At 59.8% G+C, this 12,337-nt stretch carries 14 protein-coding genes and 1 pseudogene; all 15 read right to left on the bottom strand.

Translation table 11 applies throughout. From position 1 onward, the window contains the following. Position 1: 1 nt before the first annotated feature. Positions 2-484: a hypothetical protein gene (locus tag PM3016_RS17875; protein WP_238540545.1), complete on the bottom strand. Its 483-nt coding sequence runs from the start codon at positions 482-484 to the stop codon at positions 2-4. 45 nt (positions 485-529) lie between these two features. Then, positions 530-859 carry a low molecular weight protein tyrosine phosphatase family protein gene (locus tag PM3016_RS17870; protein ID WP_041619460.1) on the bottom strand — a complete coding sequence of 110 codons (330 nt, stop codon included), beginning with the start codon at positions 857-859 and terminating at the stop codon, positions 530-532. 127 nt (positions 860-986) lie between these two features. Continuing rightward, positions 987-1,298 (bottom strand): hypothetical protein, encoded by a 312-nt coding sequence (locus PM3016_RS17865; RefSeq protein WP_238540544.1) that lies wholly within the window; start codon positions 1,296-1,298, stop codon positions 987-989. A 374-nt stretch (positions 1,299-1,672) separates the two neighbouring features. Next, on the bottom strand, positions 1,673-1,999 hold the full coding sequence (locus PM3016_RS17860) for a hypothetical protein (RefSeq protein WP_014370388.1): 327 nt from the start codon (positions 1,997-1,999) through the stop codon (positions 1,673-1,675). A 53-nt stretch (positions 2,000-2,052) separates the two neighbouring features. Beyond that, positions 2,053-2,244, bottom strand: a pseudogene (locus tag PM3016_RS17855) (nucleoside triphosphate pyrophosphohydrolase family protein); the annotation flags it as partial. A 21-nt stretch (positions 2,245-2,265) separates the two neighbouring features. Further along, positions 2,266-2,667: a DUF4937 domain-containing protein gene (locus tag PM3016_RS17850; protein ID WP_014370386.1), complete on the bottom strand. Its 402-nt coding sequence runs from the start codon at positions 2,665-2,667 to the stop codon at positions 2,266-2,268. Next, positions 2,567-2,791 carry a DUF4937 domain-containing protein gene (locus PM3016_RS41150; RefSeq protein ID WP_337999627.1) on the bottom strand — a complete coding sequence of 75 codons (225 nt, stop codon included), beginning with the start codon at positions 2,789-2,791 and terminating at the stop codon, positions 2,567-2,569. The genes PM3016_RS17850 and PM3016_RS41150 overlap by 101 nt, the downstream gene beginning before the upstream one ends. Then, entirely contained in the window at positions 2,788-2,952 is a 165-nt protein-coding gene (locus tag PM3016_RS38725) for a hypothetical protein (RefSeq protein WP_014370385.1), read from the bottom strand. Before PM3016_RS38725 ends, PM3016_RS41150 begins: the two co-directional genes overlap by 4 nt. 171 nt (positions 2,953-3,123) lie before the next feature. Continuing rightward, on the bottom strand, positions 3,124-4,218 hold the full coding sequence (locus PM3016_RS17845; RefSeq protein WP_014370384.1) for a hypothetical protein: 1,095 nt from the start codon (positions 4,216-4,218) through the stop codon (positions 3,124-3,126). A 173-nt stretch (positions 4,219-4,391) separates the two neighbouring features. Then, positions 4,392-6,197, bottom strand: a complete 1,806-nt coding sequence (locus tag PM3016_RS17840) for a helix-turn-helix domain-containing protein (RefSeq protein WP_014370383.1) — start codon at positions 6,195-6,197, stop codon at positions 4,392-4,394. 331 nt (positions 6,198-6,528) lie between these two features. Further along, a complete protein-coding gene (locus PM3016_RS17835) occupies positions 6,529-7,206 on the bottom strand; it encodes an SOS response-associated peptidase (protein WP_014370382.1) in 678 nt (225 codons plus the stop codon). A 78-nt stretch (positions 7,207-7,284) separates the two neighbouring features. After that, the gene (lacZ, locus tag PM3016_RS17830) at positions 7,285-10,401 is read right to left on the bottom strand and encodes a beta-galactosidase, LacZ type (RefSeq protein ID WP_014370381.1); all 3,117 of its coding nucleotides are present in this window, start codon (positions 10,399-10,401) and stop codon (positions 7,285-7,287) included. A 124-nt stretch (positions 10,402-10,525) separates the two neighbouring features. Further along, positions 10,526-11,197, bottom strand: a complete 672-nt coding sequence (rpiA, locus tag PM3016_RS17825; RefSeq protein WP_014370380.1) for a ribose-5-phosphate isomerase RpiA — start codon at positions 11,195-11,197, stop codon at positions 10,526-10,528. A 21-nt stretch (positions 11,198-11,218) separates the two neighbouring features. Further along, entirely contained in the window at positions 11,219-11,701 is a 483-nt protein-coding gene (locus PM3016_RS17820; RefSeq protein WP_014370379.1) for a GNAT family N-acetyltransferase, read from the bottom strand. After that, entirely contained in the window at positions 11,701-12,258 is a 558-nt protein-coding gene (locus tag PM3016_RS17815; RefSeq protein ID WP_014370378.1) for a P-loop nucleotide/nucleoside kinase family protein, read from the bottom strand. Before PM3016_RS17815 ends, PM3016_RS17820 begins: the two co-directional genes overlap by 1 nt. Positions 12,259-12,337 lie beyond the last annotated feature (79 nt).

The following is a 12,337-nucleotide window of genomic DNA, read 5'->3' as shown; positions in this document are numbered from 1 at the left end:
CTCAAATCCATCGCAGGAACCTCTTTCGCTCCAAGGTCACTCCATGCCGCGCCGACCATTCCTCCAGCTGCTTCAGCGCCTCTTCCTCCCCGTCTGCATAGCGGAACATGTACGGCGCAGGGACCACCCTTTTTCCTGTCGGCAGCAGTCCGATACCAACCGTACGCCCGGCTGCGGCATGCACGTATACACGCCCCAGCTTACCGGCACTCAACCGCCGGCCCCGGATGGACAGCCACCCTTCCTGAAGCAGCAGCTCTTCCGGCTTTCGGAACCCTCGGAAGACCGCAATCCCGATGATGGCGAGACACAGGAGGACCAGAGCCAGATGGGCATAAAAAAGCAGTCCGGTTCTCCCCTCATCCAGACCCCTCACGACACCGCGGCCCATGACAAGCACAACCGCACTCATGCAGAGAAGCAGCTTGACCCGGGAAGGCTCTTTGATCTTCCACGGAACACTCACCCGACTATGAACCTTCACCGGAATGGCACCTCCATTGGTATAGGCCATTAATGATTAACCTAATTAATTATGTAGATTCACATAAGAGGACACGCTGCTCTCAAGCAGACCGATCAACTCCTCGTCCATATAGCCGTATTCGTCCGGGATATCGAGGCAGATCAGCTTTTTGCCCTGCAGCTCCATCGGGAACTTCTCCTTCAGTCTTTGTATGTGCTTCCGTTCCATCACCAGAATCCAGTCGGCCCAACCGATCAGGCCGGCGGTTACCCGAATTCTCGCCTTCTCCTCGGTACCTGCCGATCGGACCACATGACCATTAACCCCATTAAATATCTTCTCCGCCGTAAGGCTTCTCCAGCGGTTGCGGCTGCAAACAAACAAGATGTGAATCGCGTACAACTCCCTTTCATGTCTCGGATGACTTTCTTGCAAAACACTGCCAATAGGCGGCCGAAGCTCCCAATAGCTCCTCTGCAGTAGTGCCCTCCCCTCCTTACTAGAGGTATCCCGATCTGAATCAGGTATGAAGCAGTCTAATATACCCGGCCATAGGCAAGGGCTTCTCTACTTCCGGGCCTTCCCGGGCCCATTCGCCAGTGTCCCTTCCAGGCAGAGGAATCCCTTGAAAGCAAGCCTTCTCCCTGTACCCCTGCACCAGCTCATGGAACTCCACGGATTCCGGCAGCAGCAGCGGCTCCCCTCCATGATAAGAAACCACGCTGACGGTGAAAGCGGGAATTAGGATGTCCGCCCGGACCGTGAACACAAAGCTTTTGTCCCTGTAATATTCCTGAAGATACGACTCCAGCCCTCTCTCTATATATCTCAAGCTTTCTACCACGTAAGAATGCGGAATCTTGTCCCGCTTTAAGAGACGGTTAAATCCATGAATATACCGTATGTTGCAGGCATACTCCTGCTGCGTCATTGAGGGATCGTTCGAGAACAACAGATTCGGCCTCAGGAGGAGTTCCATGATTTCGTTGTATGCCCTTTGGGCATGCTTTGGCAGATAGGTTAAAAGATCGATGCTGACTCCTCCCGTCCGGAGCGCTTCTGCCTTGTCTCTTCACTGCAGGCCTATCCCATTATTCCTCAACGAACCTCAGCGGACAAGGGAGAGAATCGGTATCAGCCGTTATGTCCTGCTCTCCCTCTAAAATGCCCCGCCAAGATGCAGCGCAAGGCAGCGCACCGCTCCCCCTAGCCCCGGGGTACCAATAGATCCCCCCTCAGGTCAAACGTCAGCGGCGCCCCCTGGGCAGTCGGCTTCCAGCCGGACGAAAGCGCTTGACGGATGCAGCCCTCGACGTCCTTGGGCGTGACAATCCGCATCTCCGGCTGCACACCGAATGCCGTACCGGCGCTCCGGCCGGAGGCCTCCGTCGGAATCAGAACCTCCATCCGCTGCCCCTGCCCGGTGCCGCTCTCTACGATGAGCAGAACGGAGCCGCTGCGGGGAGAGAGTATCCAGCGGTACACCTCCCCGTGGATGGTAATCGTTCTGGACCCTTTTTTGCTGATGGCCACGATGCCTTCCCCTCCTCTGAGTAACTTCATTGTCACTTCCTTGTCACTTCCTGTCAGTCCTGCAGCGTGTTCCACTTGACCCGGTTGATCTCTTCCTTCCGTTCGAAGCAGGTTTCCAGATCGATGTCATAGACGTTGGCTAACGCAGCCCCATCGTAGAGCACATCGTACGGCTCCTCTTCGATTGTCCCCTGCCCTCCGCTCTCTCCCACTCTCTTCTCCCGGCGGATCATTTGCGTCAGCTCACCTGTTTCCTCAAACTTATTTTACCCAATCGTCCAATCGCGGTTGATTGAAAATGAAGCTTCACCCGCGAACCCGAACGGCGGATTCAGCATCCCGGAGAACACCCCCGGCCAACGGAGCTCCACCCCATCCCCCGAGCGGCTCCAGGTCACCGCATCCCCTGCCTTTGAAGCCCCCGGGTCGATTAGCTTCACGGGCCCCTGCACCGCCTCAGCCCCCAGCCAGTCGTCCCCGGTCACTCCCACACTGATCCGGATGGCTTCATACGTGCCCCGCTGGCCCGTCCTCTCGAAGAGATCGTCGTGCCGCTCCCTCATGAAGTCAAAGTACCCCCGCTTTTCCTGCCACAGGGCCAGGATCAGGGCGGTCTCCGGGCTCTCCTGTGCCCATCCCCCCGAGCTGTAGGATAAAGCCCTCCACATCCTTCAGCTCCGACCATCTCATCTGGGCCTCTGCAAACTGCGTCCGGCTCCGCTCCGGCACCCGGCAGGCAATCAGCTTCACCAGCATGCACGAATCCCCCTCTGCCTCCGCAGGCAGCCTCATTTTTTGACCGCCTCATAGATTTTCTTCAAATAAGACGTAATCGTGATCAGGCTCATCAGAATAAAGCCCAGCATAATGAAGGTGACCGGCTCTCCGGTGAAGATGGACACCACGGCTAGCACGATCACGAACAATCCGTACAAGATATTCTGATAAAACATGCTATCCCTCCTGCCTGTCAGCCCTTAGGCTTGAATCAGCCGCGTGATTGTACTGCGCCTCTATCACTCTATCATGCCATAATTGTAAAATAGTGTTAAACCGGTGCCGACCTGAAAGCAGCAAAAAGGGACAGCAGCGCTGCCCCTAAGCCTTCCTATGTTTCCCGCTTCTTACTTGTACGCATTCGTCAGATATACCTTGGAGAACGGCCCCAGGTCGTCGAACAAGGCGTCGACGAAAGCCGCCGGATCGATGAGCATCGTACCGCCCCCGAGGTCCCGGTAGCCTTCGAAGCTCCAGCCCCAAGGCGCATTGGCGGCATCGGCGCGGCCCGTATCGCCCTTGAATGTCCCGTAGCTCGCCCACAGATTCAGCGTCATGTTATTGCGCAGCGTCCAGATCGAGCTCTCCATCGGGATCAGGCCGAAGTTCATCCGCTTCGACTCCACGAAGTCGCTCATGTAATTGTCCCAGTTGGCCGTGCCCGAGGCATTCATGTTGATCGCCGAGCTGCCGGAGCCGCCCCAGTGGAAAATAAAGCCCGTATCGCCCTCCGCCCCGGCACTGTTGTACGCCTTGAGCGCGTGGCCGAAGTCACCTTCGGAATCCGTCAGCGGCGCGTCGTTCTGCGCGCTGTAGACACGGATATGCGTCCCCGTCGTATTCGCCTCCGTAGTGAACGTGCCGTCGTAGTAGACGGAGCTCATGCCCGGCTTGTACTGGATGGCCGTATTCGTCGGCGCGAACATCCCGAGCTTGGCATGACGCGGCATCAGGGCCAGCTCCAGCTCGCCGGACGGCTGGGTGACCGTCGTGCCGTCCTTGCGCTTCACGCCCGGCTTGCGCACCACGAGCATGATGCCTTCCATATCATTCTCATGGTCGCCGAAGGAGGTCTGCGGATCGTGGGTCGCATAGAAGAAGTTGTACCCGATAAAATAGTGCGTCTCCGACTCCACCAGGGACCAGTACGTGTTCGGGTAGAGGGCCTTGAGGCCGCGGCCGTATTGGCCGATGTTCTCCCAGTTGTTCGTACCGGACCAGTCGCCGTCAAAATTGACGGTCGTCGGGATGTCCCCTTCCGGCTTGCCGCCGACATCCTGGTACAGGATCGGCGACCAGTACCCGGCGAGCTTCGCCTGGCTGTCCGCGCTCATCGCGGCGAAGGCGGTGCCTGCCGGCTGCAGCACTCCGGCGGCGGCCAGGAAGACGCAGCTGCACAGCAGCGCGCTTCTCATCATGGGTTTGCGGAACTTCTTCAACATGAATGTTCATCTCCTCTTGGTTCCCCGATGGGGTATATGCCGACGGTGCAGCAATGCTTCCGTCTATCCCGGTTATACCCTGCGGGCCTCCGCAGAGGATAGAGTCCATTTTCCACCCGGCCAACCCGATTCCAGATGATTCGTCACTCTCCCTGAAGCGCAGAAGACGAACATCAGAGAGGGAGGATATCACCATTTTGACATTCTGTTGATATGATGATGGGGTCTGCCCCGGCCGACTTCCCGTCCATACGGCAGGCCCGCCGGTATTCGCCCGGGGTGATACCGGTGCAGCGCTTGAACATGCGCCCGAAGGAAATGGGGGTCAAATACCCCACAGCCAGCGCGATCTCATGCACCGTCTCATCCGTTTGGCGCAGCCGCCGTTTGGCCTCTTCCACGCGCAGGCCCGCCGTATACTCCAGGAAGGTCACGCCGAACGTTTCTTTGAAGAGCTGACTGGCATATTTGGGCTTCAGTCCGAGCAGCTCGCTGAGCCGGGTCAGCGAGAAATCGGAATCCGCATAATGCTGCTCCATATAGTTCCGTATCTCATTCATACGGCTAGTCCCCTTGTACAAATAATGATAGGATGTCAAAACGGGATGCCCCTGCCGATCTTCCGGGCCGTATCGGAACTCCGCTTGTGAAGCACCCGGCAGGCGGCCGTGCTCTTGACTGCCCTTGTCTGGGCAGGCCGGTTCGGGCCCAACGGCGGCCGGGTAGACAGCGGTTTCACCCGGCGGTACGCCGGGCATACCGATCTCTCCCCGCGGATCCTTTCTCTTCTGCCGCTCTTCCTCGTCTGACCCCGCTTCTCCCGGTGATGATGCCTGCCTTTTTCCCAATGACTCCCCGGCTGACGGAGCAGTTCCGCCGCTGTCACCCTTAGCGTCCGCATGATCTGATGCTGCGTCAAGCGAACGCCCGCGAATGCGCCCTGCCCCCGGCTGCATCACCATGCTTCCTCCGCCGGCGTTCAGCTTCCAGGCGGTCAGCCAAATGAACAGGAAGACAAGAATGCTGAAAGCACCCCAAGCTGATGCTTGCTGCAGAAGCGGGAACCCTGCCGGATTATCCCCCGAATGTGCCGATGTGAAGGTCCAGCCGAGATAGGTCGATTCATGCATAACATCGGACGAGGAATTCAACCTTTCGGTCTTGTGGACAACCGCCGGTCCGCCCGACGGGTACGGATAGATCTCAACGCCGCGGCTGTCCCGAATGGTCAGCCGCGGGTTCCCCGGATGATCCGCTGGATCCGGGAGACCCGCCGCCTGAAGCAGCTCACCGGCGCTTGCACGCAGGATCACGACTCCCTCCTTCCCGGCCGGGAGCGGTGACCGCAGGGTCAGCGAGAGGACCGGGGCTTGAGCGGCTCCATTCCCGAAGGCCGCCTCCTCTGTACGGACAGGCAGCCAGCCTCCCTTCGGATCCCTTGTCAGCTCCTCAGCCAGAGCATCCCGCCCCGGGACCTCGTCCCAGTTCACCGCATGCTTCGGAGTCAGCACCCTGCCGTCCCGGCTGCGGTAGACGTGGATGGAATCCAGAGCAGGGTAGGCGCTCAGGAGTCCATTCAGATCCCTGGACAGGTTGAACTCCGCGATGTCACCGGGATTGCCCGGCTCAGCCGTCCAGAATTCCTGCAGGGCACGGCTTCCCGCGAGCTCCCGGAGTATGCCGGATTCCATCTGCTTCGCCACTGCTTCGACAGCCCCGGCCGCTTCGTCTGCCGCAGGCGCTGACGCGGCCACGTGTGCCGTACCGCTTCCGGCAAAGAGTACGGCACAGCCTCCCCCGAGCAGGGCAGCCGCCAGCAGCAGAACCCAGTGCAGTCGCACTGCCCGCCCTGAGGCGTATGCCAACCAGCAGAGTCCTGCGTACCGGATCCCGGCGGGCAGCCGCACGGGTTTCGAGCTCCCGCTCCGTGCCGGCTCCCTCTCTCCCCCCCGGTCCCCGTCTGCCGCTGGAGCCGTCATGTCCATTCCCCTCCTGATCTCCATGCGCCTCTCCTCCGTCCTCCGCCGCCCCCTCCCGCCGATTCGCAGGATAAGGGCCCGATTGTGCAGCACCTCTCATTGTGCCATTCCACTATTCGAAGAATATTAACGAGGTGTAACGGTTTCATGAAGCGCCAGAAGTGAGCCCTTGTAAGATTTAATTCCATCTGTTCATAAGAAAAAAGCGACACCCTAACGGGTATCGCTTCTCTGCCGGTTTCGATTCAGCCTTTTGATGTCAGCCTATTAATTTCGGCCTTTTGATTTCTTCCATCCGTTCCAGCACTTCGTTTCAGCCCAACCATTCAAGCTATCGTTTCATCCAGGCCATCCGTCCCGGTACCGGCTCGACATCCTCGGCTCCGAGCTCTTCCCGCCCGGCCACCTCCGGGGAGACGGCATATGCGCGCATCCGCTCCGGGGCATAGGGCTGCAGCAGGCTCTGCAGGAAGTCCGTCTGCCCGTTGCGCAGCGGGTCGAGCCAGTCGTCCATCGCGGCGTCGTCGAGTATGACAGGCATGCGCTCGTCGTACTCGAACACGAACCGGTTGGCGCGGGTCATCATGACGGTGCAGGTGCGGTACTCCTTGCCGCGCGTGTCCTTCCAGATCTCGTACAGTCCCGCCATGCCGAACGGTCCGCCCTCCTTCAGCACCACGCGCAGGGGCTCGCGCTTCTTCTTCACCGTCTTCCAGACGTAGAAGCCGTTAGAAGGGATAATGCAGCGCTGCTGCGCGAACAGCTTGCGGTAGGCCGGCTTCTCATGGACCGCCGAGCTGTCCGCGTTCACCGCATCCTTGCCCCAGAACGGGACGAGTCCCCAGCGGTGCTCCTCCAGCATCCGTTCGCCCTTATGGGGCACGATGACGGAGACGGGCTGGGTCGGCGAGATGTTGTAGCGCGGAGTGTAGGCAAAGCGGACCTGACGGATGCCGAACCGCTCCGACACCTCCTGCAGCGGAGAGGAAAGACTGAATCGTTCGCACATGAAGAAGCACCTCACTTGTTTTACTTCCAGTATCTTCATGTGCGAAGATTTTATGCGCCCAAGTTTGCGCGTGCCGTCTTAGAGCTGCGTCCCCTGTAGCGTGAAGCGGTAGGCGTACGTCCGGTTCGCGAACAGCGTGTACTCCGGATGCGTCTTCGCCCCCCAGCTGTCGTCGCCGCCTACGCCCATCTGCTTGTAGTTGATGCGCAGCACGGTCTTGCCGCTCTGCGGCAGCTTGTAGACGTGGTCATGCTCCTCCAGCTCCGCCGGTGTATACGGCAGGGCGTTCAGCTCGAACTCCGGCTCGCCGGTGATGCGCAGGCCGAGGCCTGTGCCGTTCGTCACCGTTGCAAAGCGGACGCCGGTCTTGTTGCCGCACTCCTGCGGACGCAGGTACGGCACGAACTGGTCGGCTACATGGCCCTCGTAGAGGCCGATCCTTGCACCGTTGCTGCGGTCCCAGTAGTTCTCATGCGGTCCGCGGCCGTACCAGGCCAGCTGGCCGAAGCTGCCGCCCAGAACGAGCATCGTCCCGATCTCCGGAATCTCCGGCAGTCCCTCTCCCGGTACCAGCTCCAGGGCGACTTCGACCTCGCCGTCCGGCTTCACGGTGTAGAGCACGGTGCATGTGGTGCCGACTCCTGCAGGCAGCGAGTACTCCGCCCGGATCACGGCACTTGCGCCCTGCAGCTCCGCCGCAAGACCCGTCAGCGTCCGCTCGGCTCCGGCGGAGCGCCATACCGCACTGCGCTCGTGCAGCTTGCTGCCCTTGTCATTGTCCGTGTACGCACGCCAGAAGTTCGGCGCGAGTCCTTCCTGCAGCAGCTCGGTCCCCTGGAAGCTGTAAGAGATCAGGCTGCCGGTCCGCTTGTCGAAGGCCGCCCGGAAGCCGCCGCCGGACACCGCAATCTCCTCGCCGGTCTCGTCCAGTGCCAGAGGCGCCGGCTTGGCGTCCGACTTCGAAGCGGCACCGGATGCCGCCACCGGCAGCACGAACTGACCGAAGGCCACCTCATGACCGGCGTCCGCCCACTTCGCAGACTCGCGAAGCACGAGCGAGATGTTCAGCAGGTACTCCTCCCCGCGGGACGCTTCCTTCGGCAGCTCGAGGGGTACCGTCAGCTCGGCCGAATCCAGCGGTGCCAGCTGCAGGGAGAGCTCGCCTTCCTGGACCGTACGGCCGTTCTTCTGCACCTGATACACGCAGCGGAACTCGCCGAGATCCGTGAACAGGAACGCATTGTGCACCTTCACCCGGCCCTCCTGCAGGTTCACGGACTCAAAGCGCACGTTCTGGTAGCAGGCTTTGACCTCGTGAATTTTCGGAGAGACAGTCCGGTCGGCGAAGATCAGACCGTTGCCGCAGAAGTTGCCGTCATGCAGCGGTTCGCCGAAGTCCCCGCCGTAAGCGAAATACTCCGTGCCGTCTTCGGTCTTCGTCCGGATCGACTGATCGATCCAATCCCAGATGAACCCGCCCTGCAGCACCGGGTACTTGTCGGTGAGGTCCGTGTACTTCTTCAGATTGCCGCAGGAGTTGCCCATGGCATGGCTGTATTCGCACAGGATGAACGGCTTCTTCGGCCACTGCAGCGCGTACTCCTCGACCCGGTCCGGCTTCGTATACATGTGGCTTTCCATGTCGGAAGCCGCATCGGAAGCCCGCCAGTGGAAGACGCCCTCGTAGTGCACGAGACGCGATGGATCCGCCTTTTTGAGGAAGTCGTGCATCTTGATGAAGTTATCCCCGCCGAACGATTCGTTCCCGAGCGACCAGATGATGATCGACGGGTGGTTCTTGTCCCGCTGGAGCATGGAATTCGCCCGGTCCAGCACCGCTCCGGTCCACTCCGGCTTGCTGCCCGGCACGGTGTCGCCTTCTTCCCTCTGCCCGTACTCCCAGGAGCCGTGGGTTTCCATGTTCGTCTCGTCAATGACGTACAAGCCGTATTCGTCGCAGAGGTCATACCACAGCGGATGGTTCGGATAGTGCGAAGTGCGCACGGCGTTGATGTTGTGCCGCTTCATGAGCAGAATATCCGCCAGCATGTCCTCGGCCGTCACCGAACGCCCGCGGTCGCAGGAGAACTCGTGACGGTTCACACCTTTGAACACGATCCGCTTCCCGTTGATCTTCATCAGGCCGTCTTCGAGCTCGAACTTCCGGAAGCCGACGCGGCACGAGACCGTCTCGAGCAGGCCGCCATTGTCACCGCGCAGGCTCAGCACGAGCGTGTACAGGTTCGGCTGCTCCGCGCTCCACAGCAGCGGCGCGTTCACGCTGCCGGTGAGCTGCAGCGTCTTCGAAGCCGTACCGTCCACGGCTTCCTGCCAACGCAGCGGCTCGTTCCAGAGCGGCTGCTGTGCCGCGTCGTACAGCTGGGCTTCCAGCGAAGCCTGGCCGTTGTAAGCCGAAGCGTAGTTCACGAGCTCGGCATCGATGACCAGCCGGGCGGACCCATAGTCCGCTTCGAGCTCCGGACGGGCGAAGAAGTCATAGATATGCACCGCAGGCGTCGAATACAGGTACACGTCGCGGAAAATCCCGCTCATCCGCCAGAAGTCCTGGTCCTCGAGCCAGCTGGCGTCGCACCAGCGGTACACCTCAACCGCCAGGCGGTTTTCGCCCGGTACAAGGTACGGCGTCACATCGAACTCCGCCGGCGTGAAGGTATCTTCGCTGTAGCCGACGAGATCCCCGTTCACCCAGACGTAGAAGGCCGACTCGACCCCTTGGAAGCTCAGGTAGACCGGCTCGCCCTTCCACTCCTCCGGCACCTCGAAGGACCGCACGTACGAACCGACCGGATTGTACTTCGTCGGAGCGAAAGGCGCCTTGATATCCTCCGTCTTCTCCCATGGATAGCGGATGTTCGTGTACTGCGGGTAATCGTAGCCCTGCAGTTGCCAGTGGGACGGTACGGGGATCGTGTCCCATCCGCTGACATCGTAATCCGTACGATAGAACTCCTGAATCCGCTTCTCCGGATTCTCGGCGAAGCTGAACTTCCAGTCTCCGTTCAGGGAACGGTATCTTCTCGCTTCCGCCTTCCGGCCGGCTAGCGCTTCCTCCACCGTATCGAAAGGCATCAGGGAAGCATGCGCTTTCATCCGATTCACTTCATATACGTCCGGATTGTTGTTCCACTCCGGGAAGCCGTTCACCGGCGGGGTATAATCCAATTTTTTTAACAAGATGGACACCTCACTAATATGGCATGACGGGCCTTGGGTGATGCACAGACCCCTTATGGAGTCTATTGTAGCGGATTCGCCCGTGGAATTAAATGAGAAGATATGAACCCTGATAGAAGAATATTCACATGTAGTCTTGCATGGTCACCCTGCCGTCCCCATAGCCGGTCACCACCGTATGCGCCATCCGGACGAACAATCCATTCTCCACCACGCCGGGAATGAGATTCAGACGGCGTTCGAGCTGAGCCGCATCGTCGATCGATCCGAACCGGCAGTCCGCGATCAGGTTGCCGTTATCCGTGCGGAAGAGCACGCCTTCCTTCATGCGCAGCTGCGGCTCTACCCCAAGCTCCTTCAGGCTGCGCAGCGTCAGATTCTCGGCGAACGGCACAATCTCCACCGGCAGCGGAAAAGCCCCCAGCCGCTCCACCCGCTTCGACTCGTCGACAATGACGATCATCCGGCGGCTGTGATGCGCAAGAATTTTCTCCCGGAGAAGCGCGCCCCCGCCCCCCTTGATCAGATTGGCTTCGCCGTCCGCTTCGTCGGCCCCGTCGATCGTCACATCGATCGCCTCAATCTCGTCGAAGGCCACCAAGGGGATGCCCCACTCCCGCGCCAGATCCTCGGAGTGCTGCGATGACGCCACCGCGCGGATGCTCAGCCCTTCCTTCACCCGCTCCGCAATGCGCCGGATGGCAAAATACGCGGTCGAGCCGGTACCCAGCCCGACGATCATCCCTTCTTCGATCGATTCCACGGCTTTCTCCGCCGCAAGCTGTTTGGTGTTCATGTTCTGTTCCTCCCTCATCTGTTAGACTGCTTGTTCAATGTTCAGCCGCATCTCGAACTCGATCTCATGCCGGATCGGGATCCCTTCCCCGCTCTGAAGCGGGATGGATGGCTTCAGCTTACGGGCCTCGGCCACCGCATCCACGTGCAGCGCCTTCATGTCGAAGCCCCGCCTTTGGTAAAAGCGGATCGCGCGGATATTCTCGTTCGTGGTAATCAGCCACAGGCGTGAGCATCCGGCCTCCTCCGCGATGCGCCTCACCTGCCCGATCAGCCCGCTGCCGACGCCCTCGTTCTCCCGGAAGCTCTCCAGGGAGACGATCTCGCACGCTTCCTCTGACACAGCGTAGAACAAGCACCCCGCGATCTCTCCCGTACCGCCGACCGCAGCCAGACCCGGCAGCTCTTGGAGCATGTGCAGCCTTCCGCGGGAGACCACAACGCCTCCGAGCCGTTCGGCCAGCGCTTCTCTCATAGGCCCGTCCATGGCCATTATGTCCGGCATTAAGCTTTACTCCCTCCTAAGTCTGGAGTTCCGGGCTGCATGCGAACCAAGAATCGAGGATCTTGCCGGATTACCTCGGCAATCCCTTCGGGTGGTTTACCGGTCGTATCATAGAGATAGCCTTGATTCGCCGGTGAGTTTTCCAGTACATTCAATAAGAATAGCGAGCGGGTCAGGGAATCCGGGTCTCCCCGCTGCTTGAGCCGTTCGGCCAGCTGGTCCGGATGGGCCCTGAGTACAACATACCTGATTTCTGTGCTCCCATCTGTTAATTCGGTGTAAACCCACTCCAGCTCATCCTCCACTACAAAATCAATAATGACATTCAAGCCGTGGTCTATGTAGTTCCTGGTGATCGTGACGATGTTCTTCCATGTCAAGCTTAACCGTTCCTCCCACGAAGGCTCCGATCCCCGAAACATATGAAGCAGATGGTCCCCTTCAAGAAGAACGCATGGCTCCATTTGACCGGCCAGCGCTTTGGAGACCGTCGATTTTCCAGCGCCAAGCGGACCGGAAATAAGATAGATGACCCGCTTCGCAGGCTCCTCTCGCAATTCAACCAACCTCCTTTGAACCTCACTGCAGATTTGGATCATGCAGCATATTCAGCAGGCGGAATTGCTCCACCTTTGG

Origin of the sequence: Paenibacillus mucilaginosus 3016 (assembly GCF_000250655.1) — a bacterium.
Taxonomy (GTDB): domain Bacteria; phylum Bacillota; class Bacilli; order Paenibacillales; family NBRC-103111; genus Paenibacillus_G; species Paenibacillus_G mucilaginosus.
Note: the sequence above shows the minus strand (reverse complement) of the source record. Positions and strands in the feature narration are given on the sequence as shown.

Coding starts and splice junctions, on each gene's coding strand:
- PM3016_RS17850 (WP_014370386.1), bottom strand. CDS start 2,667: ATGTGGAGGGCTTTATCCTACAGCTCGGGGGGATGGGCACAGGAGAGC.
- PM3016_RS41150 (WP_337999627.1), bottom strand. CDS start 2,791: ATGAGGCTGCCTGCGGAGGCAGAGGGGGATTCGTGCATGCTGGTGAAG.
- PM3016_RS38725 (WP_014370385.1), bottom strand. CDS start 2,952: ATGTTTTATCAGAATATCTTGTACGGATTGTTCGTGATCGTGCTAGCC.
- PM3016_RS17845 (WP_014370384.1), bottom strand. CDS start 4,218: ATGTTGAAGAAGTTCCGCAAACCCATGATGAGAAGCGCGCTGCTGTGC.
- PM3016_RS17840 (WP_014370383.1), bottom strand. CDS start 6,197: ATGACGGCTCCAGCGGCAGACGGGGACCGGGGGGGAGAGAGGGAGCCG.
- PM3016_RS17835 (WP_014370382.1), bottom strand. CDS start 7,206: ATGTGCGAACGATTCAGTCTTTCCTCTCCGCTGCAGGAGGTGTCGGAG.
- rpiA (WP_014370380.1), bottom strand. CDS start 11,197: ATGAACACCAAACAGCTTGCGGCGGAGAAAGCCGTGGAATCGATCGAA.
- PM3016_RS17820 (WP_014370379.1), bottom strand. CDS start 11,701: ATGCCGGACATAATGGCCATGGACGGGCCTATGAGAGAAGCGCTGGCC.